The 17617-nt window shown below is 73.4% G+C and carries 15 protein-coding genes; 7 read left to right on the top strand and 8 right to left on the bottom strand.

The window, feature by feature from the left end:
* Positions 1 to 60 precede the first annotated feature (60 nt).
* Positions 61 to 1611, bottom strand: a complete 1551-nt coding sequence (locus J5X86_RS34655) for an alkaline phosphatase family protein (RefSeq protein WP_208520650.1) — start codon at positions 1609 to 1611, stop codon at positions 61 to 63.
* Positions 1612 to 1718: 107 nt separating this feature from the next.
* Here J5X86_RS34655 and J5X86_RS34650 point away from each other — a divergent pair, with 107 nt between their 5' ends.
* From J5X86_RS34650 to J5X86_RS34640, 3 genes are read left to right on the top strand one after another with little or no spacing between them, the layout of a single operon-like run.
* Entirely contained in the window at positions 1719 to 2402 is a 684-nt protein-coding gene (locus tag J5X86_RS34650) for an HAD family hydrolase (protein WP_208520649.1), read from the top strand.
* Positions 2395 to 2823, top strand: coding sequence for a type II 3-dehydroquinate dehydratase (locus tag J5X86_RS34645; RefSeq protein ID WP_208520648.1), 429 nt, complete (start codon positions 2395 to 2397; stop codon positions 2821 to 2823). Before J5X86_RS34650 ends, J5X86_RS34645 begins: the two co-directional genes overlap by 8 nt.
* Complete coding sequence (locus J5X86_RS34640) at positions 2823 to 3485, top strand: PIG-L family deacetylase (RefSeq protein WP_208520647.1); 663 nt, start codon at positions 2823 to 2825, stop codon at positions 3483 to 3485. Before J5X86_RS34645 ends, J5X86_RS34640 begins: the two co-directional genes overlap by 1 nt.
* On the opposite strand, the gene J5X86_RS34635 is transcribed toward J5X86_RS34640, so the two are convergent.
* Genes J5X86_RS34635 through J5X86_RS34610 form a run of 6 tightly spaced genes read right to left on the bottom strand, consistent with a single transcriptional unit; the run spans position 3461 to position 10607 of the window.
* Positions 3461 to 4408, bottom strand: coding sequence for a glycosyltransferase family 2 protein (locus J5X86_RS34635; RefSeq protein WP_208520646.1), 948 nt, complete (start codon positions 4406 to 4408; stop codon positions 3461 to 3463). The two genes, J5X86_RS34640 and J5X86_RS34635, sit on opposite strands and share 25 nt — an antisense overlap.
* On the bottom strand, positions 4405 to 5454 hold the full coding sequence (locus tag J5X86_RS34630; RefSeq protein ID WP_208520645.1) for a Gfo/Idh/MocA family protein: 1050 nt from the start codon (positions 5452 to 5454) through the stop codon (positions 4405 to 4407). Before J5X86_RS34630 ends, J5X86_RS34635 begins: the two co-directional genes overlap by 4 nt.
* Positions 5451 to 6671, bottom strand: a complete 1221-nt coding sequence (locus J5X86_RS34625) for a DegT/DnrJ/EryC1/StrS family aminotransferase (RefSeq protein WP_308124808.1) — start codon at positions 6669 to 6671, stop codon at positions 5451 to 5453. The genes J5X86_RS34630 and J5X86_RS34625 overlap by 4 nt, the downstream gene beginning before the upstream one ends.
* A 36-nt stretch (positions 6672 to 6707) precedes the next feature.
* Positions 6708 to 7424, bottom strand: coding sequence for an SDR family NAD(P)-dependent oxidoreductase (locus tag J5X86_RS34620; protein ID WP_208520644.1), 717 nt, complete (start codon positions 7422 to 7424; stop codon positions 6708 to 6710).
* Positions 7421 to 9499 (bottom strand): AMP-binding protein, encoded by a 2079-nt coding sequence (locus J5X86_RS34615; protein WP_208520643.1) that lies wholly within the window; start codon positions 9497 to 9499, stop codon positions 7421 to 7423. The genes J5X86_RS34620 and J5X86_RS34615 overlap by 4 nt, the downstream gene beginning before the upstream one ends.
* Entirely contained in the window at positions 9492 to 10607 is a 1116-nt protein-coding gene (locus J5X86_RS34610; protein ID WP_208520642.1) for a radical SAM protein, read from the bottom strand. The genes J5X86_RS34615 and J5X86_RS34610 overlap by 8 nt, the downstream gene beginning before the upstream one ends.
* A gap of 135 nt (positions 10608 to 10742) precedes the next feature.
* Here J5X86_RS34610 and J5X86_RS34605 point away from each other — a divergent pair, with 135 nt between their 5' ends.
* Together J5X86_RS34605 and rfbB are read left to right on the top strand one after the other, a co-directional pair.
* On the top strand, positions 10743 to 11999 hold the full coding sequence (locus J5X86_RS34605; protein ID WP_208520641.1) for a helix-turn-helix domain-containing protein: 1257 nt from the start codon (positions 10743 to 10745) through the stop codon (positions 11997 to 11999).
* The gene (rfbB, locus tag J5X86_RS34600) at positions 11996 to 12985 is read left to right on the top strand and encodes a dTDP-glucose 4,6-dehydratase (RefSeq protein WP_208520640.1); all 990 of its coding nucleotides are present in this window, start codon (positions 11996 to 11998) and stop codon (positions 12983 to 12985) included. Before J5X86_RS34605 ends, rfbB begins: the two co-directional genes overlap by 4 nt.
* 57 nt (positions 12986 to 13042) lie before the next feature.
* On the opposite strand, the gene J5X86_RS34595 is transcribed toward rfbB, so the two are convergent.
* Positions 13043 to 14464: a peptidase C39 family protein gene (locus J5X86_RS34595; protein WP_208520639.1), complete on the bottom strand. Its 1422-nt coding sequence runs from the start codon at positions 14462 to 14464 to the stop codon at positions 13043 to 13045.
* Positions 14465 to 14636: 172 nt separating this feature from the next.
* On the opposite strand from J5X86_RS34595, the gene J5X86_RS34590 reads away from it, so the two are divergent.
* Positions 14637 to 15266, top strand: coding sequence for a uridine kinase (locus tag J5X86_RS34590; RefSeq protein ID WP_208520638.1), 630 nt, complete (start codon positions 14637 to 14639; stop codon positions 15264 to 15266).
* Between the two features lie 399 nt (positions 15267 to 15665).
* Positions 15666 to 17555 carry an AAA family ATPase gene (locus J5X86_RS34585; protein ID WP_208520637.1) on the top strand — a complete coding sequence of 630 codons (1890 nt, stop codon included), beginning with the start codon at positions 15666 to 15668 and terminating at the stop codon, positions 17553 to 17555.
* The last annotated feature ends 62 nt before the right edge of the window (positions 17556 to 17617 follow it).

Below are 17617 nucleotides of genomic sequence, written 5' to 3'. Positions count from 1 at the left end.
GACATGCGCGGAGTGGCCGCGGTCGCCGGATTGGTCGCTGTCACCGGATTGGTCGCTGTCTCACAGGTAGCCCATGGCGCCGAGCGCCTTGGCGGTCAGGTCCTCTTCGCTCAGCCGCGCCGTTTCCTCGGCTCCCCCGGACGCCACCGCGGAAGCGGTCCGCCCGGGGGCGAGGAAGGCGCGTCCACCGTCGGCGCCGTCCCAGCCGTCCCACTGGAGCGGGCGGCCATGGACGGCGGCCGGGAAGGTGAGGCCGGCCTCCTCCAGCAGCGTGGGCATCAGATCGGCGAGCGCGACGGGCGCGGTGCGGCGGCCGGGCGTAAGGCTCGTCCCGCGCAGCGCCCACATCCCCAGGTAGCGGTGCATGCCGGTCTGTTCGCTGGGCCGCCACAGCGGGCCGCTGATCGCCGGGCTCGCCAGCACGCCCTCGTCGGCGGGGATGAGCAGCAGATCGGGGGCCGCGTGCGTCATCGGGCCCGGGTAGGCGTCCGCGCGCGGCAGCGCGGCGGCGAAGACCGGTTCGCCGGTGTCGGGGGCGCGCAGCCCCAGCAGCAGCTCGGCGGCCTCCGCGAGGACGGGGCCCGGGTCGGTCACCATGCCGTCGCGCTGGCGGCCCGCGAGGTTGACGTTGACCGCGTAGCAGCCGGGCGTGGGCATGTAGGCGCGGGTGCGGGTGAAGTCCACCTCGCGGCCGTCGGCCCGGAACCAGTCGGCAAGGCCATCACCCGCGGCGGGCGGGGTGGCGGCGGGCCGGGTGGCCAGCAGCCCGGCCTCGGCGAGGACGGCGTTGACGGCGATGTTGTAGCGGCCCGGCCCGAATCCGTGGTCCGACAGCAGCAGTACGGGCGTCTCGTCGCCCACCGCGTCGAGGATCTCGCCGAACACCTCGTCGATCGCGACGTAGGTGGCGCGGATCGCGTCGGCCCACTCCTGGCGGTCGGGGGTGGTGTGGCGGTCGTGGCAGGCATCGGCGAAATGCCAGTAGTGGTGGCAGATGCGGTCGATCTCGGTGATGACCGCCATGAAGACGTCGACCGGGCGCTCACGCAGCACGTACTGGATCGTCCGGCCGCGCGCCCTGACGTGCTCGACGGCGGCCTCCGCGTAGGACAGGTCGCCCCGGAACATCGCGGCGATGTCGGCCTTGAAGCCCGCGCCCGCCCGGGCCAGCTCCCCCAGCAGGCCCGGCGGTTCGCTGTAGCGCAGGGTCCGCGCCAGCGGCCAGGTGAGCTGGTAGCCGGGGACCTCGCGGGGCGGGTGGGACATCGGCACATTGACGAGCCCGACGCTCCACCCCTGCCGGGCGAACCACTCCCAGGCGGTGTCGCAGCCGTAGTCGCCGGTGCCGACCAGGCGGTCCCCGTAGACCGGGTCCTGGGTGTCGAAGAATTGGTAGATGCCGTGGCCGCCGGGGCGGCGCGCGGTGACGAACGTGCTCCACCCGGGCGCGGTGTGCGCCGGCCAGGTGGTGGTGGTCGGGCCGTGTGCGCTGTCGGCGAGCAGCCTCCCGAGCACCGGCAGCGCGCCCTCGGCGACCAGCGGCTCGATCAGGTCGAGGCTGCCCCCGTCGATGCCGAGCACGACGGCTTTGGGTGGTGCGGTATGCGGCATGGTCGGTCCCCCCTGCTCACCGCTTGTGGAGCCACGGTATGCAGCCTGACAACTAAAGTCAAACATCCTCATTGACTTTGGTCATCATGCTCGCAATCATCGAGGTCATGAGCGCTACCTCCGCTGTCGTCTTCGACCTGGACGGCGTCCTGCTCGACACCACCGAGAACATGCGCCGCGCCTTCGCCGCCACCTGGAGGGCCGCCGGACGGCCGGGCGATCCGCCGTTCACCACGTTCCTGGCCCATATGGGCGCGCCGCTGCCCCGGATCCTCGATGCCCTGCGCCTGCCCACCGAATTGGCGGCGGTCTACGCGGCCGAGAGCACCCGCCATATCGAGCTGGTCACCGCGCACCCGGGCATCCCCGTGGTGCTGGCCACGCTCGCCTCGGCCGGGGTGCCGACCGCCGTCGCGACCGGTAAGACGTACGAACGCGCCATGCAGGCGCTCACCGCGGCCGGGATCGCCCACCGCCTGGACGTCGTGATCGGCAGCGACCAGGTGACGCGGCCCAAGCCCGATCCGGAGATCGTGCTGACCGCGCTCGCCGCACTGCCCGACGCCCCTGACGCGGCGCGGGCGTTCTTCGTCGGCGACAGCGTGCTGGACGTGCGCTCCGGCCGGGCCGCGGGCGCCAATGTGGTCGCGGCGGGCTGGGGGCAGACCGCCCCGGAGACGCTGCGCGCCGAAGGCCCCGACCACTACGCGGGGACCGCCCTCGACCTGCTCGCCGTGTTCGGCCTGCCCTCCCCCGTACGGGAGACGTCCCCAGGAGCCCACGATGACTGAGCTGCTGCTGCTCAACGGCCCGAATCTGGCTCAACTCGGCCGGCGTCGCCCGGAGATCTACGGCACCACGACGCTCGCCGGGATCGTGGAGATGGTCCGTAAGGCCGTCCCCGGCCACACCGTGCGGGCCGTGCAGGACGAATGTGAGGGGGCGCTGGTGCGCGCCGTGCACGCCGCCGGCGACTGCGCGGGCGCCATCGTCAACCCGGGTGCGCTGATGATGGCCGGGTGGAGTCTGCGCGACGCGCTGGAGAGCTTCCCCGCCCCGTGGATCGAGGTCCACCTGTCGAATGTGTGGGCCCGCGAGGAGTTCCGGCACCACTCGGTGCTCTCGCCGCTGGCCTCGGGCGTCATCGCGGGCCTGGGCGCCGACGGGTACCGGGTCGCGGCGCTGGCGCTGCTGGCCAAGATCGAGGGCTGATGCGCCGCGTCGTGGTGAGCCCGCATCCGGATGACGCCGTGTGGTCCTGCGGCGGGATGTTCGGCGCGTGGGCGGCAGACCCCGGCGCTCTCACCGTGGTCACCGTCTTCGACAGCGGTCCCACGGCCGCCGTCCGCCGCGCCGAGGACGCCGCCGCGCTGGCCGCTTGGCCGGTCAGGGCGGTCGGCCTCGGCTTCCCCGACGCCGTGCATCGCGAGAACCGTTATCCGGGGCCGCTGTCGCGCCGCCGCGCCGTGCACCCCGACGACGCGGGGACGGCCGAGGCGGTCGCGGCCGCGCTGGCCCCGTATCTGCGCGAGGCAGACCTGCTGCTGCTTCCCCTCGCGAGACGCACCCACGTGGACCATGTCATCGCGCGTGTCGCCGCCGAGCGCGCGACGGCCGGGACCGCCGTCCAGGTCGCGTACTACGCCGAGTTCCCCTATCGGCCGCCCCCGGCGGGCGGGCCCGGCATGGAGGTCACCGAGCACCGGGCCGACTTCTCCGCCTGGCTGCGCGGTGCTCTCGCCTACCGGTCCCAGGTGACGGAGATGTTCGGCGGACCGCTGCGGTTCGGCCGGGCGCTGGCCGGGCACGCCCGCACCCCGGCGGTGTGGCGGGAGCACCGCCTGGCCGCTCAGGACTCCGCGGCGGTGAAGTAGGCGGCCGGACTCCCCGTCAGCAGCAGCGGCAGGGCGCGGACCTCGGCGGTGTCGTGGAGCGAGGCGAACCGCTGGTGGGTGACTTCGTGCTGCTCCCAGCGGTCGGGGCGGGCGTGGGTGAGGTGGACGCCGGGCGCGGCCCGGTCCACCGTGGGCCGGTGCCCCGCCGCCAGCAGCCGCACCCCCAGTTCCAGGTCCTCACAGCCCCAGCGGGTGCCGAAGCCCTCGTCGAACCCGCCCGCCTGGTCGAACGCCGTCCGCGACAGCGACAGGTTGGCGCCCACGCAGGCCAGCCAGCCCAGCCGGGCCGGGACCGTCCCGGCGGCCACGGCCAGCACGGCGGCCTCCAGGTTGTTACGGACCAGCCGCTCGCCTCCGTTCAGCACGGCCGCCGCCGCGACCGGGTCGGGGCCATGGGCCGCCAGCCAGCGGCGGGCGGCGGGGAATTCCATCAGCGGACCGTGGACGAAGCCGGGCCCGGTGCCGTGGGCGGCGTGCGCGGACAGGAAGCCGGGGCCGGTGAGGATGTCGTCGTCCACGAACAGCAGGCGGGAGCCACCGGCCGCTCGCGCACCGGTGTTCCGGGCGGCGGCGCGGCCTTGGCGCGGCCCCTCGACGACGCGGACCGGCGCGTTTGCCGGGGCGGCCACAGGGCCGTCGCCGTCGTTGACGAGGACGATCTCCGCCGAGGGCGGTCCATCGGCCAGCAGACACGCCAGGGTGGCGCGCAGCGACTCCGGCTTGTCCTTTGTCGGGATGACGACGCTCAGCCCATTGCTGACGCTTGGCCCGTTGCTGATGCCCGGTCGGTTCTCGACGCCCGGTCCGTTCTCGACGCCCGGTCGGTTCCTGATGCCCGGTCCGCTCCTGGCATCCGGTCCGCTCCTGACCCCCGGTCCGTTCCTTCCGCTCGGCCCGTTCATACGGCTGTGCCCTCCCGCAGGGCCAGCGGACGGCCCGCCGCCCGGTAGGCGGCCTCCAGCAGGTCCACCACGGCGGCGGACTCGGTCAGCTCCGCCTCCCAGTCCAGGGTCCCGGAGGCGAAGTCGGCGATGGCCTCCACCTGAGCGTCGTACTCCCGTCCGACCGGGTCCGGCAAGGTGACGCGGCGGTAGGAGTCGGGGCCCCACGCGGTCAGCGCCGGCTCGGCCACCCGGTTCGGGCTGAACCCGAACGTCCCGGTCAGCACCCGGTGCTCGCCGCCGCCCTCGACGACGAACCGGGTGCGGTCGGTGGCGACCTCGCTCTCCCAGGCCGCCCGCAGCACCAGCCGGGCCCCGCCCTCGAACTCGGCGCGGACCGTGCCGTCCACCTCGACGTCCACCGGACCCGTACCGGCTCCGTCGCCACGCCAAGTGGCCCGCCCGGGGGTGTGCACGGCGTGCTCGCCCGCCGGCGTGCGCAGTTCGGCCGCCACCGTGACGAGCCGGGGCCGGCCCAGCAGCCCGAGCGCCACGTCGGCCAGATGCCAGCCGAGGTCGAGCAGGGCTCCACCGCCCGCCGTGGCGCGGCCGGTGAACCACGAGCCGGGGCGCGGCACCCCGCCCGCGCGCAGCCAGCTCGCCCGTACGGTCAGCGGCCCGGGCGGCAGAGCGCCGGCCAGGCGCCGCACGTCCTCACGGCGCACGGCGGCCCGGCTGACCAGCAGCCCGACTCCGCGCGCCCGCTCGGCCAGCGTGTCGAACTCCGCGCGGCTCAGGCACAGCGGCTTCTCCACCACCACGGGTATTCCGCGCTCCAGCACGGCGGAGGCCAGCGCGGCGTGGGTGTGGTTGGGGGTGCCGATCACGACCACGTCGGGACGGGCGTCCAGGAAACCGGCCCAGGACGTGGCCGCCGGAGCACCGGCGGCCTCCGGGTCGTGGACGGCCGCCAGTTCCAGGCGCGGATGGCGGCGGATCCGCGGCAGCCAGACCGTCCGGTTGACCCAGCCGTATCCGAGCAGGCCCACCCTCAGCGCAGCGGTCACCGCGTCACCACGGCGTCGGTGGCCCGCGCGGCCAGGGCGGCGACCACGGTGGCCACGCGCTCCACCACCTGTGGTTCGGCCAGCAGCACCCGGTGGTGGATCCACAGGCCGTGCGCGCCCAGGTCCTCCGCCACCGCGCACCGCTCGGCCAGCTCCGGTACGAGCGTCGTGGGCACCGGGCCCGCCTGGAAGGACGCGGTGCGGTAGACGGGCGGGAAGTTGACGCACGCCGGGACGCCCGCCGCCTTCAGCTCGTCCACCAGCGCGTCGCGCGCCGCCCGGCCCGCCGACGGGTCGAGGGCCACCAGGTACATGTAGTGCGGGTTGACGTCCATCCGCGGGTCGCGAGCCTGAAGGCGCAGCCCGGCCACGTCCGCCAGCAGCGCGTCGAGCAGGGCGGCACGCTGCTCCCGGATCCGCGTCTGCCCGGCCAGGCGGGCGAGTTGGGCGCGCAGGATCGCCGCCGTGAACTCGCTGACGCGGTAGTTGGAGCCGCCCGTCATGTGCTGGTAGGTGGTGTCGCCGCGGGGCCGCCCGCAGGTGTGCATCAGGTACGCCTGCTCGTACGTCTTCTCGTCGGGCAGGGTCAGCGCCCCGCCCTCCCCGGCGGTCATCAGCTTGCCGTTCTGGAAGCTGTAGCAGGCGACCGTGGGGAACGCGCCGACCAGTGTCCCGTCCCACACCCCGCCCTGGGCGTGTGCGGCGTCCTGGATGAGCGCCAGGCCCTGTTCGGCGGCGAGGTCCCCCAGCCCGTGCATATCGGCGAGGTGGCCGGCCATATGGACGGGGATGACCGCGCGGGTCGCCGGGGTCAGCGCGGCACGGACGGCTTCGGGCGTCAGGCAGTAGGTTTCGGGGTCCACGTCCGCCGGTACGGGGATCGCGCCCACGTTCTGCACCGCCAGCGAGGTGCTGATGAAGGTGAACGCGGGCACCACGACCTCGTCGCCGGGCCCGATGCCATGCAGCCGGAGCGCCAGTTCGAGCGCGGCGGTGCCGTTGGTCACCGCGAGCGCGCGCGGCGCGCCGTTGTACGCGGCGAACTCGCGCTCGAAGTCCTCGTTCTCGGTGCCCGCCGCCCGCCACCACTGTCCCTGCGCCAGGACACGGTCCAGGGCCGCGCGCTCCGTGTGGTCGTGCTGGGGCCACGGCGGCAGGTCGTCGGGGTCGATCCGGCGGACGGGGGCCGGGGGCGCGGCTGTCGGGTCGAGGGTCACGTCAGAGTCCTTTCGTCGCAGGAGTGCGTCCGGACGTCACCATCGCGCGGCTCCGTCCACCAGCAGCGTCTGCCCGGTGATGTAGCCGGAGCGCGGCCCGGCCAGGAAGGCCACCGCGTCGGCGACCTCCTCCGGCGTGGCGAGGCGGCGCAGCGCGATGCGCTCGGTGACGGCGCGGTTCTCCTCCTCCGTGTAGAGCGAGGAGCCGGGGCCGGGCTGGACGGCGCCGGGCGCCACGACGTTGACGGTGACGCCGAAGCGGCCGAAGTCCCAGGCGGCCGACGCCGCCCACGCCGACAGCGCGGCCTTGGTGGCCGCGTACTCGGCCTGGCCGGGCATCCCGACGCTTCCGGCGCGGGATCCGACCAGCACGATCCGGCCGCCCCGCTGCCGCAGCATGCCCTTGCCGACGAGCCCGGCCAGCCGGGTCACCGAGTGGACGTTGAGGTCCCACAGGCCGTCGTCGTCGCCGGGGGTCAGGACGGAGCGCCGCAGCGTCCTGCCGTGGGCGCACACCAGGACGCCGGGCACGACCCCGCGCTCCCTGATCCGGCCCATCGCGGCGGCCGGGTCGGTCAGGTCGGCCCGGACGGGTTCGAGCGCGCCGATCTTCGCGGCGAGCTCGGCCGCCCGGTCCATGCCCTGGTGGCATAAGGGCAGGACGGTCATGCCCGCGTCGGCGAGGGCGTGGCAGATCGCGGCACCGAGCAGGCCGCTCGCGCCGGTCACCAGCGCCACGGGCGAATCGGTCACGGCCGCTCCCGGGCGGCGAGCAGCAGCGTGCAGGCGGGGCGGCCGAGGTGCAGGGTCCGCTGGACGGTCAGCCCGGCGGCGGCCAGGCCGGCGGTCGCCGCCGCCTCGGTGGGCCAGGCGGTACCGCCGTGGGTGAGCCAGTCCAGCCGCGTCTCCGGAGGGACGCCCTCGGGCGCGTCCAGGAACACGTCGTCCACCAGCAGCCGCCCGCCGGGGGCCAGCCGCTCGGCGACGGCACGCAGGTCGGCCGCCGGACCGTGGATCGCGTTGGCGAGCACCACCAGGTCGAAGACCCCGTCGGGGAGCGGTCCGCGCCCGGCGTAGGTGCCCTCACCGGCGACCCGGCGGTAGACACCGGGCCCGGCGGAGACCTCCAGGAGTCTTTGGCCTACGGCGAAGCGGGCCAGCGCCAGGCCGCTGCGGGCGCGGCGGTGCGCGGCCTCGCCGTGCAGGGCCGTCTCGTAGACCTCGCGCAGCCGCTCGGAGGGCCCCTCGCGGTCGAACGGGCGCCGCACGGCCCCGGACCGGACGACCTCCGCCAGGGCCTCACGGGTCACCCACGACCGCGACAGCTCCGCCTCCAGCGCGACCAACCCCGTATCCGCGCCATCGGTCCCATCGCCTGCGGTGGGGACGGGATCCTCGGGGCACAGCAGCCCGGCATCCTCGGCGGCGCGCAGCAACTCGGCGGAGGCCGCCTCGTCCAGCCCCAGCCGCGCCGCCAGTTCCGGCGCGGTGCTCGCTCCTTCGCCGAGCGCCTCGACGATGCCGAGGTCCACCAGTGTGAAGAGCAGCTCACTGCGCTTGTAGGAGGTGGCGGCGGCGACCAAGGCGGCCCGGCCCGCCAGGGCGAGCGCACGCGGCGGAAGGGGTTTGCCGACCCGGCCGCGCGGCACCTCGCCGACGCACCGGACACGGTCGGGGACCTTCTGCGGGCCGAGCAGCGCCTTCGCGTGCTCGCCGAGGCCGGAGACGTCCGCGCCCGGGCCGCGCACATGCACCACCTCGGCCTGAAGCGCGACCGAGGTGCCGTGCCGGACGGGGTAGACGCGGGCGTCGGCGATGTCGGGGTGGCGGCACAGCGCGGCCTCGATCTCCTCCGGCGCGATCCACCGGTCCCCGCGCCGGATGGCACGCGTGCGGCGGCCCAACAGCCGGAGCCCGGCGGCGGGGTCGTAGGAGGCCAGGTCGCCCATGGGATGCCACGCCCCGCCGTCCACCCGCACCAGCAACTCGCCCTGCGCACCGGGCCGCATATCGGCGCCGTCCGGGGCGACGACGCGGAATTCCACGCCGTCCAGCGGGAACCCGACGCTGCCGGGCGGGCTGCCGGGCGCGCCGCTGAACAGCGCCCCGGTCTCGGTGGAGCCGTAGTTGCGCGCCAGGCCGATCCCGAACGCGGCGGTGAATCGCTTCTCCAGCGCCGCGTCGACCGGCCCCGCGCCGACCATGGCCAGGCGCAGCGCGTTGTCCGGCACCGCTCGGCCGGTGCGCTGCGCGAGCAGGCGCGCGACGGTCGGGACGAGCGCGAGCACGGTCGCCCCGGCGGCGATGTGCTCCGCGCACCGGCCGAGCGCATTGGGCGGGACCGCGGCGATCGTGCACTCGGCCTCGAACGCGGCGTGGGCCCAGCCGAGCGCGTAGGCGTGCCACAGGTGCAGCGGCACCAGCAGCGTGTCATCGGCGCCCAGGCCCGCGTACCGCGCGTGCCGGCGCCCCTCCGCGCGCAGGGATTCCGTCGAGCGCGGGACCAGCTTGGGCGCGCCGGTCGTTCCCGAGCTGGGCAGCAGTACGGTGCCCGGCGGGTGGCCCGAAGGCGCGGGGGCGCCGGTGACCGTGACGCGGTCGCCGTCCACGACCACGAGGCGTCCGCCGCCGGCCGCGTCCAGGAGTCTGCGGTGCTCGGCGGGCGGCGCGTCGCGGTCGAGAAGCAGCACCACGGCCCCGGCGTCGATCAGCGTCCGGTAGGCCGCGAGCCACGGGCCACCGTTCGCTCCGGCGAGCGCGACGGTCGTCGCGGGCTCGACGCCGTCGAGCCCGTCGAGGCCGCCCGCGGTGATCGCCAGGTCAGCCACCGCAGCTCACCCCGTCGCGCCCCTCCTTGTAGAGGCGCTTGCGCTCGGCGATCAACTCCCGGATCACCGGCGGGGCGTAGGTGGGGGCCTGGCACAGCTCGTCGAGGGTGATCTCGTCCTCGAAGTACATCGACAGCGTGTCCCAGGGCGTGAAGCAGCCCTTGCACGCGTTGAGACGGGGCCGTTCGGCCAGCAGCGCGGTGTACAGGCCGGTCTCGCCGACCCGCCGCAACGACTCGGCGTGGTCGTCCTCCAGCAGGTTGCCCATATTGGAGAACCAGATGTTCGGGCACGGGGTCACCATGCCGTCGCTGAAGGTCGAGATGACCAGGCGCGGCAGATGGCAGCGGAAGGTCCGCTCGCCCTCCCGCAGGAACGACAGCAGCCGGTCGAAGTAGGGGCGGGGCGGCAGCACCGCCGCCAGCTCGTCGTAGCGGTCGACCAGCTCCTCGATGTGGACGATCTGGTCCGGCCGCATCGCGAACCGCTCGGAGTCGGGGCCCCGCACCGGGAACGGGAAGAAGGTCGGCGGGCGCTCCCGGTCCGCGAGCCAGCGGGCGAACGCCGGCACCTCGGGGGCGCTGCGGTCGTTCAGCACGCCGTAGATCTCCACCGGCAGGCCGCTGTCGAGGATCGTCTCGATCCGGCGCAGCACCTTGCCGTGCAGCGACTCGGTCTGCACCCGGTGTGAGTTGCCGGAGAACAGGTGGCTGTCCAGCGACACCTGAAGCACGACGTTCTTCCAGCCGCGCAGTTCCTCGAGGTGCTCCTCGCGGACCAGCACCCCATTGGTCTGGACGATCAGCACCTCGTGCTGGGCGGCCTGCTCGCGCAGATAGTCCATGATCCCGGCGACCAGGAAGATCTCCCCGCCGGTGACCTTGAGCATCGGCGCGCGGAACGTGTCGTCGATGCGCCCGGCGATGAGCGGGAGGCGGCGCCCGAGGAGGCTGCCCTCGGCGTAGCGGTCCCGGGTCGGCGGCCCGAATATGAGCTGTGCGTTGTGCGACTGCTTGAGGTTGCTCTGGCCGGTGAGGCAGTACGTGCAGCTGAGGTTGCACGAGTCCTCATTGATGACCAGGTCGTTTCCGAGGAGTGTGTCGATCACGGCGCGTCCTTCCGGCAGCGGACGCCCAAACGCTAACTTTAGTTGGTGACTATCGTCAATACGCCGAACTGCCTCCATCACCTGCAGGTCAAAGGATGGTCAGGGGGCGAGTTCCCGGCTACAATAGTCACAGCCATGAGAGCCGAACACAGTCAGCAGCCAGAGTTCGGTCAGCGTGTCCGGCGGCGACGCGAGGAGTTGGGCTTCTCCCAACGCCGACTCGCTGGCGACATCGTGACCGCCAGCTATATCTCCCTCCTGGAGTCCGGTCAGCGCTCCCCCACACTCGACCTCGTGCTCCACCTCTCCGAGGTGCTCCAGATGCCACTGGAGGAGCTGACCGGCCGCGGCGGGTCTTCCGCCGCCTCCGCCGAGCCCGGCGGCCTCGACCTGGTCATCGCGCGCTCCGCCGCACGCGGCGCCGCCGAGCTGGGCGACCACGCCCGCGCGGCCGAGCTGCTCGCGGCCGCCTACACCACCGCGGTCGAGCACGGCACGACCGCCCTCCAGTTCGACCTCGGTCTGGCGCTGCAGGAGGAGCTGCGGTCGGCCGGGCGGCAGCCCGACCGGCTGGCGCTGCTGGAGCGCCTCGCCGATCAGGAATGGGCCAAGACCGATCCGCATCTGCGCGTCGTCCTGTTCACCGAGCTGGCCACCGCGCAGCGCGACACCGGGCGGCTGACGGACGCGCGCAAGTCGGCCTATACGGCGCTGGGCGAGATCGGCCCGGCCAAGCTCACCGGCGCGTTCGAGCATGTCCGGCTGCTCGGCATCCTGATCTCGGTGCTCTGCGAGCTCAACGACCTCGGCCAGGTCGAGCTGCTGCTCAAGGAGATGCTCTCGCTCGCCGAGGGCCACCGGCCGCCCGTGCGCGGCCGGGCCCACTGGGTCTCCAGCATCGCGTACTCCCAGCTCGGCATGGCCACCGCCGCGCGCCACCATCTAGACCTGGCCCGCGCCCAGCTCACCACGCCCGACACTCCGGTGCGCGACTGGCTGCGGTTCATGCGGTCGGCCGGCAACGTCCTGCTGGACGACGGCGACCCCGGCGCGGCGCTGCCGTGGCTGCAGGCCGCCGAGCAGGTCGGCCCCATGGTCAACGCCCCCGACGAGACCACCCGGATCGTCGCGCTGCGCGCCCGCTATGAACTGGCCGTGGGCGCCGCCGCCCAGGTCGTCGAGGTCTACCCCCGGCTCAGCGCGGGCTCCGCGCCGCTGACCGGCCCCGATCTGGTCCGCGCCAACCTCATCCAGGCCGAGGCACTGGCCGACTTGGGCCGTACCGAGGAGGCGCAGGCGTTGCTGCGCCGGACCGCGGCCCTCTGCGACGAACTGACCGCCTATGAACTGGCCGTCCGCGTCTGGAAGCGCATCGACACGCTTCGCTCATGAGGATATTCGTCACCGGTGGCGCCGGCTTCATCGGTTCCCAGTTCGTGCGGGCCCTGCTCGCGGGCGAGCTGGCGGTCTCCGAGGGTGCCTCGGTGACCGTGTTCGACAAGCTCACCTACTCGGGCAACCTCGCCAATCTCGCCCCCGTGGCCGGCCACCCCGGCTACTCCTTCGTCCAGGGCGACATCTGCGACGCCGAGGCCGTCGACCGGGCCATGGCCGGTCACGACGTGGTGGTGCACTTCGCCGCCGAGACCCATGTGGATCGCGCCATCCTGCGCTCGGCTCCGTTCGTCGCCACCAATGTGCTGGGCACCCACGTCCTCCTGGACGCGGCGCGCACGCACCGGGTGAGCCGGTTCCTGCACGTGTCCACGGACGAGGTGTACGGCTCCATCACCGATGGATCATGGACCGAGGACTGTCCGCCGGCCCCCAACTCGCCCTACTCCGCCTCCAAGGCCGGTTCGGATCTGCTGACCCTGTCCTACCACCGCACCCACGGCCTGGACGTGGTGGTCACCCGCTGCTCCAACAACTACGGCTGGTACCACTTCCCGGAGAAGATGATCCCGCTGTTCGTCACCCACTTGATGGACGGCAGGAAGGTCCCGCTGTACGGGGACGGCTCCCACGTCCGCGACTGGTTGCATGTGTCCGACCACTGCCGCGGCATCGCCCTGGCGCTGGACCAGGGCCAGGCGGGCGAGGTCTACCACATAGGCGGCGGCACCGAGGTGTCCAACAAAGAGCTCACCAGCATGCTCCTCGAGGCCACCGGGCAGGGCTGGGACATGGTCGAGCACGTCGAGGACCGCAAGGGCCACGACCTGCGCTACTCCCTGGACATCAGCAAGATCCGCAAGGAGCTGGGCTACGAGCCGCGGATCTCCTTCCCGGACGGTCTGGCCGCGACGGTGCGGTGGTACGAGGACAACCGCACCTGGTGGGAACCGCTGAAGAAGAAGGCCGCCCCGTCGCGGTGAGCGGATCGCGTGCCGCCCGGCGGCGGGCGGCACGCGTCCCCTTCGGCGAGCACCCGCTCAGCGGATGCCGAACTCGCCCAGCACCCGGCGCTGGGCGGAGGTGGGCTTGGCCGGGAAGTAGAGGTAGCAGACGCCTCCGGTGCCCGAGACCACCTTGCCGTTCGCGTCGTAGCGCTTGGTCCGCAGCCAGATGTTCTCCCACTGGCGGCGCTTGTAGACGTGGCGGACCGCGTCGTTGCTGGGCGAGGCCGGGTCGTTGGCGATGACGTCGCCGTCCGCCGTGAAGCCGATGACGGTCATCAGATGGCCCGAGGTGCCGTATCCCGCGCCGTCCAGCTCCGTCTTGAGGAAGGACTGCGAGGTGATCACCGGAATGCCGGCGCCGATCAGCTTCTCGGCGTCGGCGAGCGAGCCGAGCCGGGTGACCACGCCCTGCAGATCGTGGTAGGTGGCGGCGTAGGCGGCGTTGAACGGCCAGTTGCCGCAGCCGTCGTACTGATAGTCGAAGGTGGCCCGGGCGGCGTGGCAGACCTGCGGATCGGCGTAGTCGGGGTTGACCCAGGACAGGTCCGCGGCGGAGGGCTTACGGCCCCAGTACTCGATGATCATCTGCGAGGAGGTGGGGCTGCACCATGCCTCGCCGCCGTTGTCGTACTCCGGGTACTGGCCCTTGTGGATCTCCTGCGAGTAGCGCGGTACGCCCAGTTCGCGCCCCTTGGCCAGGCTCGGCGTGGAGGCGGGCACCTCGAACCGGTCGGGGACGTCCGAGCCCATCGCGCCGACCCGCCACACCGTGGGGGTGAGCTTGCTGCCGGGCTTGCGGTAGAGGGTCAGCCGCACCTGGTACTTCGCCAGCCGCAGCCCGCTCGCCGGGTCGTCGATGGAGAAGGTGTCGGTCCACACCGAGCTCTTGTCGTCGCTCTGGTCGTCCACCGAGGTGCGCCGGATGGAGGAGGCGCCGTCGTCGGAGGCCCAGCGGCCCATCACGTACCAGGGGGTCGCGGAGCCGTCGGAGTAGGTGCCCTTGAGCTCGATCTGGACCCAGGTGCCGGCGGGGGTGCGGGCGTTCCAGGAGACGATGGCCTCGGTCGCGGGCACGGAGAGCGTGCGCACCGGGGAGGTCCAGGTGGCGTACTCCCAGGCGGCCTTGGTGCCGGTGTGCGGATCGGTGTAGTCCACGCTGCCCAGCGGGCGGGAGATCACGAGGCCGGGGCGGGCCCCGGCCTCGGCGCGCACGCCCTTGGCGGCACCGGCCAGCCAGTCGGCGTGGCCGCTCCAGCCGTGGTACTCAGCGACCCGGGCGGCCTTCGGGCCCGCCGGGGCCGCGGCGGCCTCGGGGACCTGCGAGCTCGGTGTCGCGGCGGCGGCCGGGCGGGCCGTCCCGGTGGTCGCGGCTGTCGTGGTGACGGCGGCGGCGCCCGCGACGCCGAGGGCGGCGGCGAGCACGGAGCGGCGAGGCGTGGATCCAGATCTGGTCATGCGGGGTTCCCCCAGTCGTCGTCCAGTCCAGTGGGCGGCGGGTGCGCGACAGTCGCACAACTATGGCCGCTGCAAGTGGTCTCAGGCCAGTGATTCCCCCGGTACCCGCTCCATCAATATTGGTGTGAACCAATGGAGTGAACGAGCCGTAAGGGCCGTATGGTGGTCCCCGATGCGAACATACCCACCGGTTGGCAGCCTGGACGCGCTGGCGCGGCGCCTGCGTGCGCTGCCGCCGTCCTGCGGGCCGGTCCGGCTGGTCGCGGTCGACGGTCACGCCGGCTCCGGGAAGACCACCTTCGCCGGGCGGCTCGCCGAGGCGCTCGGCGGTGCCCCCGTGCTGCACACGGACGACTTCGCCACCCATGAGGAGCTCTTCGGCTGGGCCGGGCGGCTGCGGAGCGAGGTCCTCGCCCCGCTGGCCCGGGGCACGGCCGCGCGCTACGCCCCGTACGACTGGGTGGAGCGCCGCTTCGCCACCACCCGGCGGCGGCTGGATCCCGCGCCGGTCGTGCTGCTGGAGGGCGTGGGCAGCGGCCGCCGGGCGGTGCGCCCGCGGCTGGCGCGGCTGTTGTGGATGGATCTGCCGGAGCGGGACTCCTGGCGGCGCGGACAGTTGCGGGACGGCCCGGAGCTGTCCGCATTCTGGGACGGATGGCTGCCCGCCGAGCGTGCGCACTTCGTCGCCGACCCGTCCCGCCCGTACGCCGGAACGTTGGTTCTGCAGCGAAAGGAGGGGTATGAGGTGCTACCGGGACCCGCGGCGAGCGGCGGAGACGCGCCCTGGCCTCACACAGCGTGAACCGGCGCTCCCGACCGGGCCCGACGCCCGCACCCGGCGCATGACGCATACCCCAACTCGGCTTGACCTGGGGCCCATACAGGTCTTACGTTCTCAATGTGCGACTCGTACGAGTCGTCCCACAACGCGAAGCCCCCGGTTGTTCCCCCGTGATCGGGGGCTTCGTCCTGTCTGGTGCCGGTTTTCCGCTGCTTTGCGCCGCCACTCCCTCACTCTGGGTGACGATCCGTTCCGGGCCCTGTGCGCCCCTTACACGCCCCCGCGCACACCTACCCGGCCTTGTGTGATTGCAACGAACAACAGTGCGGCACCCTCGGCCCATGCGGGCTGCGCAGGTACGATGCGAAAGGGGCATTCGCCCCTGCGGCATCCACGGGGGCTGGGGTTGTGGGGGACGTGATGGATTTCGGCACGCAAGGTTCGCACGCCCCAGCCGACCTCGCCTGGCTGCGAGCCGTCGACGCCTACACGATGGGGGCGTACGCACAGGCCGAGGAGGAGTTCCGGGCCGCGACGCGGCTCGACCCCGGAATGGCCGACGCCTGGCTCGGACTGCACGCGCTGCGGGCCGACACCGCGGCCGCGCTGCTGCGGATGTACCGGCACCGCGACCGCTTCGGCGAGCAGCGCGCCCGCCACCGCCGCACCCTCAACTCCTGGTATTGGCTGGGCTGGTGGGTCCAGCCGGTGCTGGAGACCAGCCGGGACCTGCTGCTCGCCCACGCCTCGCACTGGCTCGACGGCCGCCATGTGCCCGAGCTGGACCGGGCGCTGGCCGGCTGCCCTCCGGTGGAGGCCGATCCGCAGGCCCGCTTTCTGCACGCCTGCCGCGCCTATCTGGTCAAGGACTGGGAGCAGCTCGTGCGCCACACCGAGCCGCTGCTGGACGATCCGTTCCTCGGTATCGAGGCGGGTCTGTTCGCCGGGATGGCGCGGGTCCGGCTGGAGATGTACAGCCAGGCCGAGCCGCTGCTCGCCGCCGCCTTAATGCGCTGTCGCAGCGAACAGCCCCAGCGCAAGGAGCTGCGCTACTGGCTCGCCCGCGCACATGAGGGCACCGGGCGCAGCGCCGCCGCGCTCCCCCTCTACCGCGCGGTGCACCGCATCGACTCCACCTTCATGGACACCTCGGCGCGGCTCGCGGCGATAGCCGAGTCCGACGGGCTGGACGAGCCCGCGGATCTGGCCGCCGTCTCGCTCGCCGGGGCCGGTGGCCAGGACGCCACGGACGGCCGGGACACCACCGCCGACCCCGCCGATACGCTGCCCGCCGACGGCCGCGATCCGCGGGCCGCGGCCGAGGGGCCCGAGGGCCCGCCGCTGATGGGCCCCGCCGTGGTCGGCGCGGGCGGCACCCGCGCCCGAGCCGGTCTGCCCTCCCAGCCCGGCCCCTCGGATCCGGTGCTGCTGGAGAGCGCGCTGCAGGAGCTGGAGCGCATGGTCGGCCTGGAGCCGGTCAAGCGGCAGGTACGGGCGCTGTCGGCGCAGCTCCACATGGCGCGGCTGCGCGCCGGCCAGGGGCTGCCGGTCCAGCCGCCCAAGCGGCACTTCGTCTTCTCCGGCCCCTCCGGCACCGGCAAGACCACCGTGGCCCGCATCCTCGGCCGGGTCTTCTACGCCCTCGGGCTGCTCGGCGGCGACCATCTGGTGGAGGCCGGGCGCGCCGATCTGGTCGGCGAGTACCTCGGCCAGACGGCGGTGAAGGCCAATGAGCTGATCGACTCGGCGCTCGGCGGGGTGCTCTTCGTCGACGAGGCGTACTCCCTGTCCAACTCGGGCTACAGCAAGGGCGACGCGTACGGCGACGAGGCGCTTCAGGTGCTGCTCAAGCGCGCCGAGGACAACCGCGACCGGCTCGTGGTGATCCTCGCCGGCTACCCCGAGGGCATGGACCGGCTGCTGGCCGCCAACCCCGGCCTCGGCTCCCGCTTCACCACTCGCGTCGACTTCCCCAGCTACCGCCCGCTGGAGCTCACCCGCATCGGTGAGGTGCTGGCGGCGGAGAACGGGGATGTGTGGGACGAGGAGGCCGTGGAGGAGCTGCGCAGCATCAGCGGCCATGTGGTGGACCAGAGCTGGATCGACGAGCTGGGGAACGGCCGGTTCCTTCGCACGCTGTACGAGAAGAGCTGCGCCTACCGGGATCTGCGGCTCTCCGGCTGGAGCGGCACGCCGACCCGCGACGACCTGGCGACGCTGCGGCTGCCGGATCTGATGCAGGCGTACGGGGAGGTCCTGTCGGGTCGCGGTCCCATGTACCGCGACCCTCAGGACCCGCCCATGGGGTAGCAAGCGCCTGCGGCGGGCCTTCCCCTGCCCGCCCCTTCCCGAACCGGGGCTCCGCCCCGGAC

It is taken from the genome of Streptomyces sp. NEAU-YJ-81, from assembly GCF_017592595.1.
Taxonomy (GTDB): Bacteria; Actinomycetota; Actinomycetes; order Streptomycetales; family Streptomycetaceae; genus Streptomyces; species Streptomyces hygroscopicus_B.
Note: the sequence above shows the minus strand (reverse complement) of the source record. Positions and strands in the feature narration are given on the sequence as shown.